Consider the following 22,170-nt stretch of genomic DNA (forward strand, 5'->3'; position numbering starts at 1 on the left):
ACATGCAACAAATAGTAAATTTTATACTTAGAAACAAATCGTTTCTTCTGTTTGCGCTATTGCTATTTATTTCGGTGATGTTAACCATACAATCTCATAGTTATCATAGAAGTAGGTTTATAAATTCGGCTAATTTTTTAAGCGGTGGTATTTTTAACACTTCTAATAATATAAGTGACTATTTTGGTTTAAGAGAACAAAATAAATTACTTCAAGAAGAAAATAATAAACTAAAATCTATTCTTTTTAATACCGAAAACATTACAGATTCTACTTTTATAGATAGTTTAAGCTTTGCCAATCATTATAAATTTACAGCAGCACAAGTAATAAGAAACAGCTATGCTGCAACCAATAACATTCTACTTTTAAACAAAGGAAACAACGACAGTATTAAGCAAGATTTTGGAGTAATTTCAAGTAAAGGTATTATTGGAATTATTGAAAAAACGAATTCTAAATATGCAACGGTACTTTCTATCTTAAATACTACAAGTAGCATTAGTGCTAAACTTAAAAAGACCAATCATTTTGGATCTATAAAATGGAATGGAAAATCACCAAACCAAATACAACTTAGCGAAATACCAAAAATTGCACCTGTAGCTACTGGAGATACCATTACTACTTCTGGACGTTCTACAATTTTCCCTAAAGGAATTCCTATTGGTACAATCTCTAATTTTAAATTAGATACGGCTGAAAATTATTATGAAATTGAAGTTGCTCTTTTTAATGACATGACAAATATTGAGCACGTTTACATTATTGAAAATACCGATGCGAAACATATAGAAAACTTATTAGACACTAATGACTAATTTATTATCTATACATACCGTCCGTTTTATAGTATTGCTTTTATTACAAGTACTATTATTAAGTCATGTAAATTTTATGGGTTACATAAATCCGTATCCCTATATTTTATTCATTCTATTGTTTCCTATAAAAAATAATAGAATGTTATTTATTCTACTAAGCTTTCTTTTAGGCTTATGCATAGATATGTTTTTAGATTCGGGAGGTATTCATGCAGCAGCAGCAGTAACAATAGCTTTTATTCGTCCTGTAGCTTTAAAGTTTAGTTTTGGAGCGGTTTACGACCATCAATCTGTTAAATTTAATAATGTCGATTTTGGACAACGTATTACCTACATATCAATATTAACAATTGTTCATCATTTTATTTTGTTTTCGTTAGAAATATTTAACTTTTCAAAAATACTTTTAGTCTTAAAAAACACGTTATTCTCTAGTATATTCACTATTTTATTGTGCTTGTTAATTTCAATAATCTTTAGTGGTTCAAATAAAAAATGAGACAATTTCTACTCTTTATTTCTGTTATTCTTGTTGGTATAATATTTACTGTAAGACTATTCTATTTACAAGTTTATAATTCTGATGCTGATAGTATTCTAAATGACAATGCTATTAGAAAGGTTTACGACTACCCAAAAAGAGGCTTTGTTTACGACAGAAATGGAAAGCTTTTAGTAGCCAACCAGCCATCTTACGATGTTATGGTTATACCTCGAGAAGTAGAACCATTAGATACTTTAGAGTTTTGCCGATTATTAAAGATCGATAAAGAACGTTTTGATAAGCAGTTAAAAAAAGCCAAACATTATTCTTGGCGATTACCTTCGCCTTTTGTTTCGCATTTATCTAAAGAAGATTATGCGGTACTTCAAGAAAAAATGAGAAAATTTACTGGTTTTCACATTCAAAAACGTTCTTTACGTCAATACGAAACTACCATTGGAGCCAATGTATTAGGAGACATTGGAGAAGTTAATAATAGAGATATAGCAAATGACCCTTATTATAAAATGGGTGATTTAATGGGCAAACAAGGTGTTGAGAAATCTTACGACACCATTCTTCGTGGTAGAAAAGGTATAAAATTTATTCAAAAAGATAGATTTAATAGAAATATTGGTCCTTACAAAGAAGGCACACTTGATACCGTACCTGAACAAGGTAAGGATATAAAAATTACAATAGATTCTGAACTACAAGCCTATGGCGAATGGTTAATGCAAAACAAACGTGGTGGTATAATTGCTATAGAACCAGGTACTGGAGAAATTTTAGCCATGATTGCAGCACCTACTTATAACCCTAATGATTTGGTTGGAAGAAAGCGCTCTAAAAACTACACAAAACTATATAACGACTCTATTGCAAAACCGCTTTTTAATAGAAGTTTACAAGGTGTATATAGTCCTGGATCTCCATTTAAATTAATGAATGCATTAATAGCCTTACAAGAAGGTGTAGTAACTACCAACGAAAAAATAGCTTGTAAAAACGGCTATAATTATGGTAATCGCCATATGGGTTGCCATTGCGGAAGTGGATTAAGAGATATGTCTTTAGGTATTCAAAAATCATGTAATGCATATTTCGCTACTGTTTATAGAAGGATTTTAGAAAAAGCTGACAACTCAAGAGAAGGTATTGAAGTATGGAGTAACCATGCTAAAAGTTTTGGCTTAGGAAACTTTTTAAATAATGATTTAGCTGTTGGACAAAAAGGAAGAATTCCAGACAAAGCTTATTATCAAAGAGCCTATCCAGAACGTTTTTACTCTACTTACACTATTTCTAATGCTATTGGTCAAGGAGAAGTATTAACTACTCCAATACAATTAGCAAACATGATTGCAGCTATAGCTAATAGAGGCTTCTATTACACACCACATATTGTAAAAGCTATTGAAGGAGAAACACTTCCTGAAAATTTCACCAAGCCAAAATACACTACAATAGACAAAGAACATTTTGAACCTGTTATTGAAGGAATGTTAGAAGTTTACAAAAAAGGAACTGCAAGTAGCCTCCAAGTAGAAGGCATTGATATTTGCGGAAAAACTGGTACTGTCGAAAATTTTATGAAAATTGATAGTGTAAAAACACAATTAACAGATCACTCTATTTTTGTTGCATTCGCACCAAAAGATAATCCTAAAATAGCTTTAGCAGTCTTTGTAGAAAACGGTTATTTTGGAAGTCGTTTTGCTGGTAAAATCGCTAGTTTAATGATAGAAAAATATGTTAATAAAACCATTACTAGAAAAGACTTAGAAAAATGGCTATTAACCCATAGTTTAGAAAATGAATATGCAAAGCCATATTCTGGAGAACCTTTTCAAATTAATCGCGGATCGCAATATCAAGTTATTCCAATGGAAGACGTTATAGATTTACCTGAAGAAGCTAAAACTAAGTTACAAAGGTAATGAGACAAACCGACAGACATTTTAAATTCGATTGGATTACCATTGTGCTTTTCTTTATGTTGGCAGGTTTTGGGTGGTTAAACATCTTATCTGCTTCGCATACAGGTGAAATTATTGACTACCTAAGTTTTACAGAGTTTTATGGTAAACAGCTTATTTTTATAATCCTTTCGGTTGTATTAATTATTCTTATGCTATCTATAGACGCTAAGTTCTACGAACGTTTTTCTAGTGTTATCTATTTTGCTTCACTACTCTCCTTGGTTGGCTTATTTATCTTTGGAAAGAGTATAAATGGAGCAACATCTTGGTACGATTTAGGAGGTATGACCTTGCAACCAAGTGAATTTGCAAAAGCCGCAACAGCTTTAGCTGTCGCAAAATATGTAAGTGATTTACAAACAGACATAAGGCAATTTAAGCATCAAATTCGCATTTTTATTATTATTGTAATACCTGCATTTCTTATTTTACTTCAAAAAGATGCTGGTAGTACTCTAGTATATGGTGCCTTTTTCTTTGTATTATATCGCGAAGGCCTTCCTAAAATATACTTAATTATAGGATCACTATTAATCGGTCTAGCCATTTGTGCACTAAAATTTGGAGTGGTAATCACTATGTTTATTAGTGCCATTATTGTATTTGGTTACTATTTTTCTAAAAAGAAAAAACCTTCCTTTATACAACCAATTATAACATTAACTATTGCACTACTAATTTCCTTTCTAGTACGTTTTACTTACGATACTCTATTGCCATTCCATCAAAAAGATAGGATCACTATTTGGTTAAGCCTTGAAAAAGATGCTGCAAAATTAGAACAGATGAAAAAGAAAGCGGCATATAATCTCTTAGAGAGTGAAAAAGCTATTAGTGCTGGAGGCTGGAAAGGAAAAGGATTTATGGAAGGCACACGAACTACAGGTAAATTTGTACCAGAACAACATACAGATTATATTTTTACTACCGTAGGCGAAGAATGGGGATTTATAGGCAGCTTTGCCGTAGTACTCGTTTTTGTACTCCTTATTTTACGAATACTACATTTAGCCGAACTCCAGAAATCGCAATTTAGTCGTGTGTACGGTTACTCGGTTGGAGCAATACTATTTATTCACTTTTTAATTAATATAGGCATGGTTATGGGCTTAATACCAACTATTGGTATTCCGTTACCGTTATTTAGTTATGGTGGCTCTGGTCTTTGGGGATTCACTATTCTAGTATTCATTTTTGTAAAACTAGATTCTAATCGAATTAATGAGTGGTAGATTATAAGTATATTAGCAGCTTTAAATAACCTATTTTTTAAAATTGAAAATAACTGAACAAATAAAACAACCTATTGCCTACGAAATGGACCTTTTTGAAAAAAAGTTCCGTTTAGCCATGGCATCTAAAGTTGCTTTATTAAACCGAATTACACACTACATAGTAAACCGTAAAGGCAAGCAAATGCGACCAATGTTCGTGTTTTTAGTTGCCAAAATGGTCTCTAATGGCGATGTTAAAGACCGTACTTATCGTGGTGCTTCAGTTATAGAATTAATTCACACAGCTACTTTATTACATGACGACGTTGTAGACGATAGTAATAAACGTCGTGGTTTCTTTAGTATTAATGCACTTTGGAAAAACAAAATAGCAGTACTTATTGGCGATTTCTTATTATCTAAAGGCTTACTCCTTTCTATAGACAATGAGGATTTCGATTTACTTAAAATTATTTCTGTTGCCGTAAGAGAAATGAGCGAAGGCGAATTACTGCAAATTGAAAAAGCAAGACGTCTTGATATTACCGAAGACATTTATTACGAAATAATAAGACAAAAAACAGCAACACTAATAGCCGCTTGTTGTAGTCTTGGTGCTGCATCTGTAAAACCAGGATCGCCCGAAGTAGAAACTATGCGCAAGTTTGGAGAACTTATAGGTATGGCTTTTCAGATTAAAGACGATTTGTTCGATTATGGCTCTACAAGCATTGGCAAACCTGTTGGTATAGATATTAAAGAACAAAAAATGACTTTACCACTTATTCACGTTCTTAATACCGTGAGTAAAAAGGAAAAAAAATGGGTTATCAATTCTATTAAAAACCATAACAAAGACAAGAAACGTGTAAACGAAGTGATTGCTTTTGTTAAAAATAATGGAGGCTTAGAATACGCTGTTACAAAAATGAAAACCTTTCAAGCTGAAGCTCTACAAATACTACAACAGTTCCCAGAGTCTGACTATAGATCGTCTTTAGAATTGATGGTGAATTACGTGATTGAGAGAAAGAAGTAAAAGGTCTTTTTACACTGTAATAAACTATCTTTATAGGATAACGACAACTAGAACGTTTACTTATCCTGTTTTATTTACGGAATATCGACAATAAAAACACCTATATAGAGAGTTAGCAACAAAGCAAGACAAACATTGAGAATATTATTAAATTTACTACTTATCCTTTTGTTTGTGATTTCTTGCAAACCTAAAAACACGGAATTGAATTCATCTGAATCTCAAACCTATAAACGAATTAATAGCAATAAAACTTGGGGATTTCTAAACCAAAATGGTGACACAATCATACCTCTTAACAGATATAAATTTCTAAATCCAATTGACGACGAAGGAATGATTCTAGCGCATAAAAATGGAAAAGATGGCTATATTGATATAAATGAGAACATCTTAATTCCTTTTGCATTTGACGATATTGGAGTTTTCGGTGAAGGTCTTGCACCCGTTCGTAAAACTAAAAACGGTAAAGAAGGATATATTAATAGAAAAGGTGAAATAGTTATTGAGTACCAATTTGATAATGCCTCATATTTTTATAAAAATGGAATTGCTGAAATTAAAGTCGATAATAAGATTGGATACATAAACAAAAAAGGAGACAGAATAATACCTGCAATTTACGATTACGGTATACATACAAAAATTGATGATTTTGTAGCTGTAAGTAAAAATAAAAAACTGGCTTTTTTTTCTAATAAAGGAGAACAAAAAACTAAATTCGAATTTGATAAAGTGTTTAAACATTCCGAGAACAAAGGGTATGTTGTTGGTGCAAACGGTTTAATTTTAGTTGAAAAGTCTGGACAATTTGCTTATCTAGACTCTAACTTTAATATTATTGTTCCTTATGGTAAGTACGATATTGCATTCCCTTTCAATGTAAACCATTTAGCAATTGTACAAGCGAATAAAAAATATGGAATTATTGATAGTTTAGGCACTTTAATAATTCCTTTAAAATATGACCTAATCGAACATCCAGCGATATACTCAAATAAATTTGCAGAATTTTTAACCAATGATTCAGGAAAGTATGGATTACTTGATTCCAATGGAGATACTCTTCTCGAAAACAAATACGAAGAAATTATTTGGGATAGACTTAAACGAGGAGAAAATCAACAAAAATATTACATCTATAAAGAGAATGGTAGATTTGGAGCTATAAACACAAAAGGAGAAATAATTATACCTTTTGAATATGAGCAATTATCAAATTTTAGATATCAAGATTTTACGATAGCAAAAAAGAATGGCAAATTTGGCGTTATTAACTCATTTGCCGAAACTATTATTCCTTTCGAATATAACTCAATAACTTGTAATGAAAGAAAACAATGGTGCAACCTTTTAATACTTGAAAAAGATGGTAATGTAGGTTTATCAGACTTAAAAGGAAAATTAAAAATCCCTGCTATTTACCAAGAAATATCACCTTGCTTTTACGATGAAACCAATAGGTTTATTGTAAAAAAAAGCAACCTTTTTGGGATAATAGATATTCATGAAAATATAATTATTCCAATAGAATATGATGAAATATCTAATTGGGTGGAATATGGTCCAGATGAACATTTTGTAACAAAGAACAAAAAGAAAGGATTAATTAGCAGAGAGGGAGAAATAGTAATTCCACCTATTTATGATAAGATTTTAGTAGATAATTCTAAACTAATCAAAGTTAAAAAAAACAATTTATTTGGAACAATCAATTGGAAAAACGAAATAGTTAATCCAATTGAATACGAACAAATTTTATGGGAATGGCATTATCTTACAAATAAAGAATTGGATACTATTTATTTAAAAAAGAATGGTAAATATTTTTCAACTGACACTAAAGGAAAAGTTTTAGAGCAAAAGGTTGGCACGAAATTGATTGATGAAAAATTTAGTTATATATTAAATCACCGATAAAGCCCAGTTGCTAACATCGAAATAAAAATCTACAAAACACAACTATTAATAAACATTAGATTTAATTTATATTCACAAAAAAAGTCAGCAACTAAAATTAGTTACTGACTTTTTTTTATTCATTATCAATAGAAAACCTTTTAATCTAAAATTATAGAAACATGGTAATATCTAAGCTCCAACTCTTCTTTTTAAATTAATTGTAAATTGCATTATTGAAAAAATATATTTTTTTTAAATCCTCAGGCAACCTTTTCTGTAAAGTTTGCGTCTTTATAAATAGAACCACTAAACTAACTGTTTTTTGAAAGTTATACAGCTCTATAAAAATGAACCAAAGCTCATAAAGAGAGCTCAAAAAAACAATCGTGAAGCACAACACGTATTGTATGAGTTGCATGCGCCAAAAATGTTAAGCGTTTGCAGATATTATATTAAAGATCTACAACATGCAGAAGAAGCAATGTTAAATGGGTTCTTTAAAGTATTTACAAACATTAAAAGTTTTAAAAACGAAGGTAGTTTTGAAGGTTGGATAAGACGTATTATGGTAAGAGAATCTATTTCTTTTTTAAGACAGAAAAAAAATATAGAATTTGCTGTTGAAGATGTAGACATTAAACACGACCATACTAACAACATTAATAGTGAAATTGAGGTAGAGCATATCCAGAAATTAATAGATAAACTACCAGAAGGTTATAAAGTGGTTTTTGTTATGTATGCCATAGAAGGCTATAAACACAGTGAGATTGCAACCTTATTAAATATAAATGAAGGGACCTCAAAATCACAATTATTTAAAGCACGAAAAATGCTCCAGCAAGAGATTAATAAATTAAACACATCGAGTTATGGCACCAATTAAATATGAAGAAGACATAAAAAGCAGGCTCGATAAAAGAACTATTAAGCCTTCTGTTAAATCTTGGGATACTTTATCTCAACGTTTAGATAACGAAGAAAAAAAGAATAATAAAAAAGGCTTTTGGTGGCTTGGTATTGCTGCTAGTGTAATTGGTGTGTTATTGGTCTCTAATTTCTTTTTAAATATTGAAACAACAAACAATATAAACACTACTGTAGTTGAAGAGAATACTACAATCGACACGTTAAAAACTGAAATTGAAAACAAAAAAAGCAATTATAAAGCTGAAGAAGTTATTGTTGAAACAGAAGAAAGTTTAAAAGCAAAAAATATAACAAAACAAGCTACAAAAAATATTAAAACTAACAATTATTTAGCTGAAAACACAAGCTCTAAAAAAGTAATTACCAACAAAAAAGAAGCTTCTAATATTCAAATTGTAAAGTCTTTAGTTTTAAAAGAAAGCACTATTACAACCAACCAACCTTTAGTTTCTATTGAAAATGCTACAAAAGAAATAAAAAATAAGAAACACACCATTGTAGATAACGAAATAGATAACTTACTAGCGCAAGCAACAGAAAACATTGCTAGAGAAAGATCTAAAACCGTTAAAATACCAATAGACTATAACGGTTTACTTATAGCAGTAGAAGACAATATAGACGAAAGCTTTAGGGATAAAATTCTAAAAGCAGTAAAAAAAGGTTACAAAACAGTTAAGGAATCTGTTGCCGAACGTAACGATTAACAAAAAAATCATCAATTTAAAATCAATATCAACAACTGCTGATAGTACTATCGGCGTCAAAAAACGAACAATTATGAAAAAAATTACCAAGTACTTCGTCATTGCATTATTAGGTCTTTATGTTTCAAACGTTGCAGCACAAGAAACTAATGAAGCATTAGCTAACTCTAAAAAAGAGGAGCAAATAATCCTTTTAAAAGACAAAATAAGAGCGCACGAAAAAGACGCTTTAAAAATTGAAGTCGAAAAAATTAATGACCGTGTTATTAAAAAAGAAATAACATACGAACAAGGTGAAGATTTAAAACAAGAAGCTGCTAAAAAACGTGCTTTAAATATTGAAAACAGAATAGCTCTTTTTGAAAACAAATTAGCGTTCTACGAAAGAAACAACCTTTCCACTCCTTTCGATTTAGATGGAAATTTAAAAAGAAAAGAAATAGATCTCGGTTTTAAAGACTTAAACGACATAAGCAACTTTACAGGTATTACAGTTATCGATAGTGTAAAAACACACGTAAAATACGACACTCGTACTACCAACGAACTCCTGTTTGCTGGTGGTTACAACAATGCTATTGTAGATGGCGGTAGCTTAAAAAGCTCTCCTTACGACATCAATAAATCTGGTTTTATGGAAATAGGTTGGAACTGGAAAACAAGATTAGGATTGTCTGGAAACGCACCAAGAATTAAATATGGTCTTGCATTTCAAGTAAACCGATATCAACTTGAGGATAACAAAATTTTTGTTCAAAACGGAAATACAACAACACTAGAAACCTTTAGCGAAGACTTAAAACTGTCTGAACTAAGAATTACAAATTTAGTTGTACCTGTATACTTCGAATTTGGAAAAATGCGTAAAATTGAAAAACCAGATCGTGTACGTTACATTAATGATGGGAAATTTAAATTTGGTCTTGGTGGTTATGCCGGTTTAAGAACTGGCACTATGTTAAAACTAAAATACAAACAAGAAGGTGATAATGTAAAAGAAAAAATAAAACGCAACTACAATACTAATCCTTTTATTTATGGTGTTGGTGCTTATGTTGGCGTTGGTGATTACAGTTTGTATATGAAATATGATTTATCTGAAACATTTAAAAATGATGCTCTAAAACAAAACAACATCTCACTTGGTGTGAGAATGGATTTCGATTAATTTTTAACTGAATTAGTTAATTTAAAAAGCCGCTTCATATAACTTTGAAGCGGCTTTTGTTTATAAACTTATTTCATAAAATAAGTTTATAAAGCATAGATATTTTCAAAAACCTCTCGAAATATATTACATTTACAGCGTAATTCCGCGGAAGCGAAAACCCTTAAAAAATTGATATCAAAATCATCCATAGACCAAGTATACGAAACTGCTAGATTAGAGGAGGTTATTGGCGATTTTGTTAATTTAAAAAAAGCGGGAAGTAACTTTAAAGGTTTAAGTCCGTTTAGTGAGGAGCGCTCACCAAGTTTTATGGTATCGCCTGTTAAGCAAATATGGAAAGATTTCTCTACAGGAAAAGGAGGAAATGTAGTTGCATTTTTAATGGAACACGAACACTTTACTTATCCTGAGGCTATAAAATATTTAGCTAAAAAGTACAATATTGAAATAGAAGAAACCGAGCAATCTAACGAGCAAAAAGAAGCGCAAGACAAACGCGAAAGTCTCTACTTAGTTAGTGAATATGCTAACACTTATTTTAAACATATTTTACATAACACCGATAAAGGTAAAGCCATTGGTTTAAGCTATTTTAAGGAGCGTGGCTTTACAGATGAAACCATAAAAAAGTTTGAATTAGGCTATTGTACAGATGCATGGAGCGCTTTTACAGATGAAGCTTTAAGGAAAGGTTACAAGATGGAATTTCTTGCAGGAACCGGACTAACCATAGATAAAGGCGATAAGCAGTTTGATAGGTTTAAAGGGCGTGTAATGTTCCCAATACAAAGTATGAGTGGTCGTGTTTTAGGCTATGGAGGACGTATTTTAACCAACGATAAAAAAGCGGCTAAATACTTAAACTCTCCAGAGAGTGATATTTACCATAAAAGTAAAGTATTATATGGTATTTATCATGCAAAACAAGCCATTGCTAAAGAAGACAATTGTTATTTAGTTGAAGGTTATACAGATGTTATTCAGTTTCATCAAACAGGAGTTACTAACGTGGTATCTTCTTCTGGAACAGCATTAACAAGTGACCAAATAAGGTTAATAAACAGGCTTACCAAAAACATAACTGTTCTTTTTGATGGTGATGCTGCAGGACTGCGTGCCTCTTTAAAAGGTATCGATCTTATTCTAGAACAAGGCATGAATGTTAGAGTTTGCTCATTCCCTGAAGGAGAAGATCCGGATAGTTTTGCAAAAACGAATACATTAGAAGAGCTAAAGCATTATCTAGATGAAAATTCAAAAGACTTTATACAGTTTAAAGCTAATATTCTATTTGAAGATTCTAAAAACGATCCTATAAAAAAGGCAGATACTATTAGAGATATTATTAATAGTATTGCTAAAATTCCAGACCGTATTAAGCGTGAAGTTTACATTCAAGAATGTTCAAGAATTATGGATATTAGTGAAGGTGTTCTTTTTAGCACATTAGACCAGCTTACTCAAAAAGAAGCAAACAAAAGCAATAAATCTAGCCAAGAAAGACCACCAGAAGCTTTTGAGGTTATTAGGCATGAACAACCACCAGAAAAGGTAGACGTACAGTATATTTTAGAACGAAAAATTATAGAGATTCTTTTACTTTACGGTAATAAAACTGAAGATTTTGAAGATTTGGTTTTAAAAGAAAACGAAAGCGGAGCTCTTGTTTTAGAACCTGTAACACATGAAGCTAAAGTGTTTGAGAAAGTATTTTTAGACTTGCAAGACGATGAAATGGAATTCTCGAATCCGCAGTTTAAAGATATTTACTATAAAATTATAGAAACACTTAATCAAAATCCAGATTTCTCTTCAGAGCGTTTAATAAATACTGTAGACGCTAAAATTGGACATGAAATTACAAACATTTTAATGGAAGACGAACGTCATTTTCTATCCGACTGGGAACGAAAAGATATTTTTCCGAAACTTAAAAAAGATTCAGTTGCACAATTTGTAAGCGAAACGATTCTATGCTTGCGTTGCCATTTAATTGATAGAAAAGTTATTGGCTTCCAACAACAAACTCTAGAAAACAGAAACGAGGTTAATAGAAGTGTTTTAGAAGAAGTTAAAGACTATTCTGGATTAAAAATGTTACTGTCTAGAAAATTAAATCGCGTTTTATAATTGCATTGTATTAGATTGATTAACAAGATCAACTAAATTATCTACATTTAGTTTTTTCATTAATCGCGCGCGATAAGTACTTACCGTTTTCTCGTTAATTTCAAGTTCTTTAGCAATATCTTTATTACGTTTACCTGAAGCTAATAACTTTAAAACCTCTACTTCTCTTGTAGATAGTTTCTTGTAATAGGCACTCCCTTTTAAGCCTTTAGAGTTTTTATTTAAACGCTGCATTAACGTATCGCTTAAATACATACCGTCTTTATAAACTTTTAAAATAGCCTCTCTTAGTGTAATTATTCCTGCTGTTTTAGGAATAAAACCATCTGCTCCAGCTTTTATAGAACTAACGGCATAAACCTCTTCAGACTGGCCACTAAACATAATCACTTTTGTTTCTGGAAATTCACTTTTAATTCTCCTTAGTGCGGTAAGACCGTTAAGTTTAGGCAAATCGATTTCTGTTAACACAACATCAACAGGAGTACTTTTAAGGAATTCGAAGATAGCCTCTCCATTATCTACACTGCCCATAAACTTTATATCGCGCGTGGCGTTAAATACAAGTTCTAGACCTTTGCTTACAATAGGATGCTGATCAACCACAAGTAGCTTGACCATAGTATTTTTAAGTTTTTATTTTATTTTAAGTGGTTAGACTCAAAAAAAATTGATAATAGATAAATAAATAGCAGCGTAAAGATAAGGAATATTATAATATTTATAACTTTTACTTAAATTCATTAGGAATTTCGCAAATTGGAATAGGTATCATCTTGTGTTTGTTAGAGTTATTGTAATTTTTAAAGATTCTAAACACTTCCTTTTCTCTTCCTTCAAAATCATTTTCTGTCATACCATTCTCACTTTTTCGCATTGCCCATTCTAGTTCTGGATACGAAGCACCTATTTGATCTTCATCACTTCTGGTATCTCCAAAAAGACCATCACTTGGAGCTGCTTTCATAATTGAGCTTGAAACTCCTAAATACTCTCCAATAGCATAAACTTCACTTTTTAGTAAATCGGCAATAGGACTCAAATCCACTCCTCCATCTCCATATTTAGTATAAAAACCAACACCAAAATCCTCTACTTTATTACCTGTTCCTGCAACAAGTAAACCTAGCAGTCCTGCGTGATAATACAAGGTTGTCATCCTTAAACGTGCACGTGTATTTGCCAAGGCCATGTCTACAATTTCTTGTTTACCGTCAAGAGATACTTCTGTTTTAAACTCTTCGAAAACAGGCGTTAAATCTGTTCTTGTTTCGCTAACATTAGGAAATTGTGCTTTTAACAACTTAATATGTTCTTGTGCTCTAGATACATGGCTAGCTGCTTGATGAATAGGCATTTCTATACATAAAACATCTAAACCTGTTTTTGCACATAACATAGAAGTTACTGCAGAATCTATTCCTCCTGAAATTCCCACAACAAAACCATTAACTCTTGCGTTAAGAGCATAGTCTTTTAACCAATTAACAATATGATTTACTACTTTTTCTGTTTGCATTTTCTTAAGTATTTTAAACAAAGAATAGTACCTTTGCCTAACAAAAATAAAGCAAACACTTTAGGAATAAAAATGAAAAGCCTTTTGAAACCTATTTATTTTCTTCTACTCACCTTTTTAAGCATTCTTTCTTGCGGAAAAGAAGACAAAACTGAAACCGAAATTGCCAAAATAAACATCGATTTTACTATCGAACGTTTTGATAAAGCTTTCGCTGAAGCTAAGCCTGAAAACTTACCTAAACTGAAAGAAACGTTTCCTTTTATGTTTCCTAAAAAATATGATGATTCTTTTTGGGTTAACCAAATGGTAGACACATTACAACTTGAAATACAAAGTGAAGTTCTTAAAAAATTTAAAGACTTAAAAACGGAAACATCAGAAATAAAATCTTTATTTCAACATTTAAAATATTATTTTCCACAGTTTAAAACACCTAGATTAATTTCTGTAGCCTCAGATGTAGATTATAGAAACAAAGTTATTGTTACAGATACCATTGTAATTTTACCTTTAGCTAACTATTTAGGCAACGAGCATTACTTTTACCAAGGGATTCAAGAATATATTATAGAAGATTTAGAGCCTGAGTTTATGGCAGTAGATTTAGCAAATAACTATGCTAAACATTATACTTTTCAGCAAAGAAGAAAAACCTTTTTAGACGATTTAATTTACGAAGGAAAACTATTGTATTTTAAAGACAAAGTTATTCCTTTTAAAACAGATGCAGAGAAATTAAACTACTCTGAAGATGAATATAAATGGACACAAGCTAACGAAGAGTACATTTGGCGTTACTTTGTAGACAAAGAATTATTATATAGTACAGATTCAAAAATACCTGGTCGTTTTATTAATCCTGCTCCTTTTTCTAAATTCTATCTCGAACAAATCGATAGCGAATCTCCCGGAGAAATTGGCAAATATATTGGTTGGCAAATAGTCCGTTCTTATATGAATAATAACACAATACCATTTAAACAAATGCTTAATAAAAGCACCGAAGAAATATTTGATAACGCAAAATACAAACCAAAAAAATAATGGCAAATTTAAAATCTAAAATCACTTTAAACGTAGAATTAGACGAGAATAGAGTACCAGAAAAAATTAACTGGACAGCACAAGATGGTGGCATTACAAATGCTGAAGCTAAAGCGATGATGTTATCGGTTTGGGATAGCGAAGCGCAGGAATCTTTACGTATAGATTTATGGACAAAAGACATGCCTGTAGACGAAATGAAAGTTTTCTTTCACCAAACACTAGTTGCCATGAGTAGTACTTTTAATCGTGCAACTCAAGACGAAAAAATGACTGCCACAATGAAGGATTTTTGCGACTATTTTGCTGAAAAACTGGAAATAAATAAGAAGTAGATTTATTCTAATCCCGTATTGAATGATTTGCAATTAATGCGTTTCAGCTATTAAATACGTCTTTTATCTATTTGAGGATCTTTTTAACATTTAGATTTCATAAATTTAGTTTTTAAACCTAAAACTAAATTTATGAAAAAAATTACTTTATTATTTGCCTTCTTACTAGCAATGACTTTTACATCTTATGCTCAATGCAGTAGTATTGAAGGAGGAAACTATCCAGCAGGACTAATTAACATGGTAAATGATGGTTCTATACAGACGATAGCTACTGATAACTATGCAGCAGGAGAATATTCTGCTATATCATCTTTAATTATCGGAAATACTTATACCGTAAACGGAACGAACACTAATGGTATATACATTACTATTGCTGAAATAGACTGGAATGCTCCAGCTATTGGAGGCACCGTGTTGGGCAACGGAGCTAATTCTGTAACTTTTACTGCAACAACAACAGATATCATAATTCACTGGCATTTAGATGCAGCATGTGGCATATCTGGAACTGAAAACACATTAACAACAATTCAATGTACTAGTGCTACTTGTAGTTGTACAGCAACATCTGCACCTACTGCAGCTGCAACTCCTAGTCCTGTCGATACAGCTGTAGATGTACCTATTACTATTGATGATACAGATCCATCAGCCCCTGTTATTTCTGTTGGCCCATTTTCTTGGACAGATAATGGAGAAGCTACAGTTTACGATTTTAATATTGTTGGTGTTGGCACCGCTACAGGCGTTAGTAATCCTGTAACGATCAATTACACCTGGGAATATAATACAACTTATAGCTGGTCTGTTACCTCTACAAATTGTATTGGAACAACTACTAGCGCAATTTATTCATTTACTACAGAAGAAGACCCTTCATTATCTATAGAAGATTTTGTTAGAAATGATACTATATCACATTTCTATAATACAAACTCAAATGATTTAACTTTCAAATCATCAAACTTAGCATTTACTAATCTAGAAATATATAGTATTTTAGGACAACAAGTATTAAACAGAAAATTATCTCAAACCACAGAGACTATAAACCTATCTAATTTAACAGATGGAATTTATATAGCTAAAGTTAGTATTGATGGTAAAACTGAAACAATTAAATTTGTTAAGAAATAATATTTTTTAAAACAAAAAATAAAAAAAGCCTTACTGAAAAGTAAGGCTTTTTTTATTATGATTTATTCGCTAACTGCCCACAAGCAGCATCGATATCTTTACCTCTACTTCTACGCACATTAACCACAATACGATTACGTTCTAATTCTTGAATATAATTATTGATTGCAGCACTTGAAGCTTGTTGAAACTCCCCATCATCTATAGGATTGTATTCTATTAAATTAACCTTACAAGGCACATGCTTACAAAACTTAACTAAAGCATCTACATCTTCCATTCTATCGTTAATACCATCCCAAACAATATACTCGTATGTGATTTTACGTTCTGTTTTCTCATACCAGTACTCTAAAGCTTCTTTTAAATCTTTAAGCGGAAAGGTTTCATTAAAAGGCATAATCTTGGTTCTCACCTCATCTATTGCAGAATGTAGAGACACAGCTAAATTAAATTTAACTTCATCGTCTGCCATTTTCTTAATAATCTTAGGCACACCAGAAGTAGACACGACTATTCGTTTTGGCGACATCCCTAAACCTTCTGGAGATGTAATTTTATCTATAGACTTAATAACGTTATTATAATTCATGAGTGGCTCTCCCATTCCCATAAACACAATATTACTTAATGGTCTATTAAAATATAACTTACTTTCTCTGTCTATAGCAACTACCTGATCGTAAATTTCATCAGGATTTAAATTACGCATACGCTTTAAACGCGATGTAGCACAGAATTTACAATCCAAACTACAACCAACTTGGCTAGAAACACAAGCTGTTGTTCGTGTTTCGGTTGGAATAAGTACAGATTCTACAATTAATCCATCGTGTAATTTTACAGCATTTTTTACTGTACCATCGCTACTACGTTGCATAGTATCGACTTCGATATGATTAATTACAAAGTTATCTTCTAGCATTTGACGTGTCTCCTTAGAGAGATTTGTCATATCCTCAAAGGAATACGCACTCTTACTCCATAACCATTCGTAAACTTGATTGCCACGAAAAGCTTTGTCTCCTTCTTTTTCAAAAAAGTCTCTAAGTTGCTCTTTTGTTAATGCTCGTATGTCTTTTTTCTTATCTGCCATTTCATTTGCAAAAATAGAATAATTTAAGTTCTTAACTTAATGAGTGAAGCAAAACTAATAAATGAGTAAATATTCTATTTTAACTTTTACCTGCTCTTTTGAAGTAATAATGATTTGTTCCTTCATAAAAACCATAATTTAAATTAACAACTACAATCCTTCTTTTAAATTGTAAAAAATAGCTTTATCTAATTGTTCTTTTAAATAAGAAATAGCGTTATTACTTCTTTTTCCTGATTTGCAATAAACTACAATAGGTAAAGAAATATCAATTTCTTGAAATCGTTTTGATAACTGCCCTAAAGGAATATGCTGTCCTCCAATATGATATTCTTCTCTTTCAGAAACCTCCCTAACATCTAACAAATTATAATTTGTTTTGTTTTTATTTAATTCATCTAACGTGATTTCTTTAGTTGAAGTCATTCCGCAGAAAAAATCGTAATCTTTTTCTAAAGCTATAATTTCTGAAGCTTTATCTTTTTCAAAACCCAATATTTGCTGATTCAAACTTAAAGCATCAAATAATAACAGCTTATTGGTTAACACTTCTCCAATACCACAAATAATTTTAATGGCTTCATTGGCCTGTAGACTTCCTATAATACCTGGCAAAACACCTAATACTCCTATTTCTGAACAATTAGGAGAGGTTTCATGTTTTGGAGGTGTTGGATACAGACATCTATAAGTTGCGCTTCCCAAATAATTAAAGACACTAACTTGTCCTTCAAATTTAAAAATAGCGCCATAAACTAAAGGCTTGTTGGTAATTACTGCGGCATCATTTGTTAAATATCGCGTTGAAAAATTATCACTTCCATCAATTATAATATCATAATTAGTAAATAATGCAATCGCATTTTTACGTGTTAGTGCTTCGTTATAAGTATTAAAAAGCACAAACGGATTTAATTGAGATAATCGCTTAACAGCAGTTTCGGCTTTAGAAAAACCAATATCATCAATAGTATATAAAATTTGGCGCTGCAAGTTACTTTGGTCGACTACATCATGATCTATTATACCAATAGTCCCAACACCTGCCGCTGTTAAATATTGCAAAACAGGACAACCTAAACCACCTGCTCCAATGACTAAAACCTTTGCTTGCTTCAATTTTAATTGTCCCACTTCTCCTATTTCATTTAAAATAAGATGACGACTGTATTGCTTTCTTTCTTCTATGGTAAGGCTCATTATTTTTGTATTTCTTCAAAATGTTCCCAATCTTTCCAAACCACATCTAAGCCTTGACCTTTTAACATCTTTACTATGTCTTCTGTACTTCTTTCATCGGAAATTTCAAACTGCTCTAAAGATTGTGGTTCTACAGTATAACCTCCTGGATTTGTTTTTGATTCTGCACTAATTGAGGTTGCGCCTAAATTAACAATATTATTTCTAAATATTTCGTTTTCTCTTGTAGACATAGACAATTCTATATCTTCATCTAACAAACGAAAAGCACAAATTAACTGCACCAAATCACTATCGGTCATCTCTACTTTTGGCTCTAAACCTCCAGAATGCGGCCTTAATCTTGGAAATGAAATAGAGTACTTAGTCTTCCAATACGTTTTCTGCAAATATTTTAAATGCAAGGCTGTAAAAAAACTATCTGCACGCCAATCTTCTAAACCAAACAAAGCACCTAATCCAATTTTATGAACACCTGCTTTCCCTAACCTATCTGGCGTATCTAAACGGTAATTAAAATTAGATTTTTTTCCTTTTGGATGGTGTTTCTTATACTCTTCTCTGTGATATGTTTCTTGATATACCAATACGGCGTACAATCCGTTTTCAATTAACAACTCATATTCATCTTGATCTAAAGGCTGTACTTCTATAGTAATATTCGAGAATTGAGAACGTATTATTTTAATAGCGTTTTTAATATAATTGACGCCTACCGCCCTGTTGGCTTCACCTGTCACTAACAAGATATGGTCATAACCTTTATCTTTTAAAAATGCTACTTCTTTTAAAATCTCAGGATCTGTTAATGTGCGTCTTGGTATTTTATTAGTCATACTAAATCCGCAATACGTACAAATATTCTGGCACTCATTACTTAAGTACATTGGTGCATACATTTGTATGGTATTACCAAAGCGTTTTTTAGTAAGCATACTACTTTTCTGCGCCATTCGTTCTAAAAATGGTTTTGCAGCAGGAGAGATTAATGCTTTAAAATCTTCTAAATCAAGCTTTTCTTTTGCCAAAGCATTTTCTACCTCAACTGTAGTTTTACTAAAAATACTTTCTAATGTATTGTCCCAATTATAAGTATCGAAAAGTGCTATAAAATTTGCCATATTTTAGTTTAAGAAACTCGTTAACGGACTACTCGCTTCCGCTTTATTTTTAATAGGTGCTAGTTTGGCTTCAAAAGCCATTCTACCAGCTTCCACTGCCATTTTAAAGGCTTTTGCCATAGCTACCGGATTTTTAGACACTGCAATTGCAGTATTTACTAGCACAGCATCTGCACCTAATTCCATGGCATAAGCCGCATGCGATGGTGCACCAATACCCGCATCTACAATAACAGGCACATTGGATTGCTCGATAATAATCTCTAAAAAATCTTGTGTTTTTAATCCTTTGTTACTTCCTATTGGAGCTCCCAATGGCATAACACATTGCACTCCCACATCTTCTAATCGCTTACACAATACAGGATCCGCATGAATGTAAGGCATCACTACAAATCCCAATTTTACTAATGCTTCTGCTGCTTTTAAAGTCTCTATAGGATCTGGTAATAAATATCTAGGATCTGGATGAATTTCTAATTTAACCCAATTAGTTCCTAAAGCTTCTCTTGATAATTCTGCTGCAAAAATGGCTTCTTTTGCGGTTCTAACACCAGATGTGTTTGGCAATAAATTAATATGTGCATGTTTTAAATGCCTTAAAATATCATCTTCATTATTTTGAACATCTACTCTTTTTAAAGCCACAGTTATAAGCTCACTTTCGGAAGCCAACAAAGCTTCTTTCATTACTTCTGAAGCGCTAAACTTTCCTGTTCCAGTGAATAGTCTAGAGGTAAATTCTTTATCTGCTATTTTTAATATTTTATTCATTTTTACTTTTTTGAATCTATGTTAGATTAAGAATACTTATGCTTTTACTTCTGATGAACTTAAGATTTCATGAAACTGAGAAATACTTACAAAATCTTTAGTTATTGTTCCCGAAACTGCTATTCCGTATACACCTGTTTTTATAATTGCCGAAACATCTTCCATACAAATACCACCAATAGCGATTATAGGTGTGTCTTTTTCTAGCTTATCTATTAACTGCTTGTAACCTTCGATACCCAAAACTGGACTTAAATTCTTTTTAGTTTCTGTAAATTGAAAAGGCCCTAAACCAATATAATCCACTCCTTTTTCTATTAAAACTTTACAATCTTCTAAAGTATTTGAAGTACCACCAATTATAAACTGCTCACCCAAATAGGCTCTAACAATTAACGGACATGCATCTGTTTTTCCTAAATGAACACCATCTGCATTTACGGCTTTAGCAATTTTATAATGATCGTTTATTATTAGTTTTACATTAAATTGACTGGTAATTTCTCTAGCTTTTTCTGCAGTTTCTAAAATAGTTTCTATTGCCATATCTTTTAAGCGAAGCTGTACTAATTCGGCTCCGTTTGCACATGCTTTTTGTATGTTTCCTAAATGGTCTTGCGATGTTTTACCTTGAGAGATATAATGTAACTTACTCAGCATTTTCTATATATTTATGTGTTCCTAGCAAAGTTTTATTTGAATTTAAAAACTGTTCTGTATACCATTTCACATTTTTACAAGCATCTTCTATGTTCATTCCTTTTTCTAAATTAGAAGCCAATGCTGACGATAAAACACAACCACTTCCATGCTTTTGAAAAACGGTTTCTGTAATTGGCGGAATATTTAGTTTTACTATTTTACTATAATAGACTTCGTCCCATCCTTTTTTATCTGTTCTATGACCTCCTTTTAAGTAGATATTTGTTCTTTCTGAAATAAAACCGATAGTGTCTTCTATAGATTTCTCTGGAAACAAGGTTTCAATCTCTACGTAATTTGGTGTGATAAAATCACAACTTTTTAAGACTTCTTCTAAAACTTTTAAATCTTGTTTATTATGAAAACTAAAACCTGCACTTGCTTTTAAAACAGGATCTAGTACTATTTTTATAATTGGATTCAGCTTTTTTAATGTTTGAATAACGTCCAATAAAACGTCCCAAGATTGGATGATTCCTATTTTCACTACAGCAATTGAAAACCGTTGAAACAATAGTTCTATCTGATTTAAAATGATTTCTTTTCCAATCCAAATACAATCTTTAAAATCTATATCGTTTTGAACAGTAACCGCTGTACACACAGACAAACCGTACAAACCATGAGCTTCAAATGTTTTAATATCTGAAGTAATTCCGGCGCCACTCGATGGATCTAAACCTGCTATTGTTAAGATGTAGTTTTTATTATTCATTTTAATTGGTACAGTTTATTATACTTTCCGGTCTCTTTTTCTTGTGTTAAAGATTACTCATTTATTCTATTTTATTAAATAGAAATTCGTGAGTGCTACACAATTGCAGTAGCATCTTTTTGCTGTCAGTTCGAG

At 31.6% G+C, this 22,170-nt stretch carries 21 protein-coding genes; 13 read left to right on the top strand and 8 right to left on the bottom strand.

Going from position 1 to position 22,170, the window contains the following annotated elements; all coding sequences use genetic code 11:
* Positions 1-2 precede the first annotated feature (2 nt).
* From mreC to dnaG, 10 genes are all read left to right on the top strand, one after another.
* Entirely contained in the window at positions 3-821 is an 819-nt protein-coding gene (gene mreC / locus Q0935_RS07195) for a rod shape-determining protein MreC (RefSeq protein WP_299383941.1), read from the top strand.
* Positions 814-1,323: a rod shape-determining protein MreD gene (locus Q0935_RS07200; RefSeq protein WP_299383943.1), complete on the top strand. Its 510-nt coding sequence runs from the start codon at positions 814-816 to the stop codon at positions 1,321-1,323. The genes mreC and Q0935_RS07200 overlap by 8 nt, the downstream gene beginning before the upstream one ends.
* Positions 1,320-3,248 (top strand): penicillin-binding protein 2, encoded by a 1,929-nt coding sequence (gene mrdA / locus Q0935_RS07205; protein WP_299251112.1) that lies wholly within the window; start codon positions 1,320-1,322, stop codon positions 3,246-3,248. Before Q0935_RS07200 ends, mrdA begins: the two co-directional genes overlap by 4 nt.
* Positions 3,248-4,522 (top strand): rod shape-determining protein RodA, encoded by a 1,275-nt coding sequence (gene rodA, locus Q0935_RS07210; RefSeq protein WP_299383945.1) that lies wholly within the window; start codon positions 3,248-3,250, stop codon positions 4,520-4,522. Before mrdA ends, rodA begins: the two co-directional genes overlap by 1 nt.
* A gap of 43 nt (positions 4,523-4,565) precedes the next feature.
* Entirely contained in the window at positions 4,566-5,543 is a 978-nt protein-coding gene (locus Q0935_RS07215; RefSeq protein WP_299383947.1) for a polyprenyl synthetase family protein, read from the top strand.
* A gap of 135 nt (positions 5,544-5,678) precedes the next feature.
* Positions 5,679-7,463, top strand: coding sequence for a WG repeat-containing protein (locus Q0935_RS07220; protein ID WP_299383949.1), 1,785 nt, complete (start codon positions 5,679-5,681; stop codon positions 7,461-7,463).
* Between the two features lie 304 nt (positions 7,464-7,767).
* On the top strand, positions 7,768-8,331 hold the full coding sequence (locus Q0935_RS07225) for an RNA polymerase sigma factor (protein ID WP_299251102.1): 564 nt from the start codon (positions 7,768-7,770) through the stop codon (positions 8,329-8,331).
* Entirely contained in the window at positions 8,318-9,082 is a 765-nt protein-coding gene (locus tag Q0935_RS07230) for a hypothetical protein (RefSeq protein WP_299383951.1), read from the top strand. Before Q0935_RS07225 ends, Q0935_RS07230 begins: the two co-directional genes overlap by 14 nt.
* Positions 9,083-9,155: 73 nt before the next feature.
* Positions 9,156-10,250, top strand: coding sequence for a hypothetical protein (locus tag Q0935_RS07235; protein ID WP_299383953.1), 1,095 nt, complete (start codon positions 9,156-9,158; stop codon positions 10,248-10,250).
* Positions 10,251-10,421: 171 nt separating this feature from the next.
* Complete coding sequence (gene dnaG / locus Q0935_RS07240; protein WP_299383955.1) at positions 10,422-12,383, top strand: DNA primase; 1,962 nt, start codon at positions 10,422-10,424, stop codon at positions 12,381-12,383.
* On the opposite strand, the gene Q0935_RS07245 is transcribed toward dnaG, so the two are convergent.
* Together Q0935_RS07245 and nadE are read right to left on the bottom strand one after the other, a co-directional pair.
* Positions 12,378-13,004, bottom strand: a complete 627-nt coding sequence (locus Q0935_RS07245; protein WP_299251094.1) for a response regulator transcription factor — start codon at positions 13,002-13,004, stop codon at positions 12,378-12,380. The two genes, dnaG and Q0935_RS07245, sit on opposite strands and share 6 nt — an antisense overlap.
* Positions 13,005-13,113: 109 nt before the next feature.
* The gene (nadE, locus tag Q0935_RS07250) at positions 13,114-13,902 is read right to left on the bottom strand and encodes an NAD(+) synthase (protein ID WP_299383957.1); all 789 of its coding nucleotides are present in this window, start codon (positions 13,900-13,902) and stop codon (positions 13,114-13,116) included.
* A 72-nt stretch (positions 13,903-13,974) separates the two neighbouring features.
* On the opposite strand from nadE, the gene gldB reads away from it, so the two are divergent.
* The 3 genes from gldB to Q0935_RS07265 all read left to right on the top strand — a co-directional run bounded on the left by gldB (position 13,975) and on the right by Q0935_RS07265 (position 16,427).
* Entirely contained in the window at positions 13,975-14,949 is a 975-nt protein-coding gene (gene gldB / locus Q0935_RS07255; RefSeq protein ID WP_299383960.1) for a gliding motility lipoprotein GldB, read from the top strand.
* Positions 14,949-15,284, top strand: a complete 336-nt coding sequence (gldC, locus tag Q0935_RS07260; RefSeq protein WP_299251088.1) for a gliding motility protein GldC — start codon at positions 14,949-14,951, stop codon at positions 15,282-15,284. Before gldB ends, gldC begins: the two co-directional genes overlap by 1 nt.
* 132 nt (positions 15,285-15,416) lie before the next feature.
* Positions 15,417-16,427: a T9SS type A sorting domain-containing protein gene (locus Q0935_RS07265; protein ID WP_299383963.1), complete on the top strand. Its 1,011-nt coding sequence runs from the start codon at positions 15,417-15,419 to the stop codon at positions 16,425-16,427.
* A 55-nt stretch (positions 16,428-16,482) separates the two neighbouring features.
* On the opposite strand, the gene rlmN is transcribed toward Q0935_RS07265, so the two are convergent.
* The 6 genes from rlmN to Q0935_RS07295 form a co-directional block, all read right to left on the bottom strand.
* Entirely contained in the window at positions 16,483-17,523 is a 1,041-nt protein-coding gene (gene rlmN, locus Q0935_RS07270; RefSeq protein ID WP_299251084.1) for a 23S rRNA (adenine(2503)-C(2))-methyltransferase RlmN, read from the bottom strand.
* 150 nt (positions 17,524-17,673) lie between these two features.
* Entirely contained in the window at positions 17,674-18,723 is a 1,050-nt protein-coding gene (gene moeB, locus Q0935_RS07275) for a HesA/MoeB/ThiF family protein (protein WP_299383967.1), read from the bottom strand.
* Complete coding sequence (thiH, locus tag Q0935_RS07280) at positions 18,723-19,844, bottom strand: 2-iminoacetate synthase ThiH (RefSeq protein WP_299383970.1); 1,122 nt, start codon at positions 19,842-19,844, stop codon at positions 18,723-18,725. Before thiH ends, moeB begins: the two co-directional genes overlap by 1 nt.
* Before the next feature lie 3 nt (positions 19,845-19,847).
* Entirely contained in the window at positions 19,848-20,618 is a 771-nt protein-coding gene (locus Q0935_RS07285; protein WP_299383974.1) for a thiazole synthase, read from the bottom strand.
* Between the two features lie 36 nt (positions 20,619-20,654).
* Positions 20,655-21,278 (bottom strand): thiamine phosphate synthase, encoded by a 624-nt coding sequence (gene thiE, locus Q0935_RS07290; protein ID WP_299383978.1) that lies wholly within the window; start codon positions 21,276-21,278, stop codon positions 20,655-20,657.
* Positions 21,268-22,035, bottom strand: coding sequence for a hydroxymethylpyrimidine/phosphomethylpyrimidine kinase (locus Q0935_RS07295; RefSeq protein ID WP_299383983.1), 768 nt, complete (start codon positions 22,033-22,035; stop codon positions 21,268-21,270). The genes thiE and Q0935_RS07295 overlap by 11 nt, the downstream gene beginning before the upstream one ends.
* Between the last annotated feature and the right edge of the window lie 135 nt (positions 22,036-22,170).

This window comes from uncultured Lacinutrix sp. (assembly GCF_947500605.1).
GTDB lineage: Bacteria > Bacteroidota > Bacteroidia > Flavobacteriales > Flavobacteriaceae > Lacinutrix.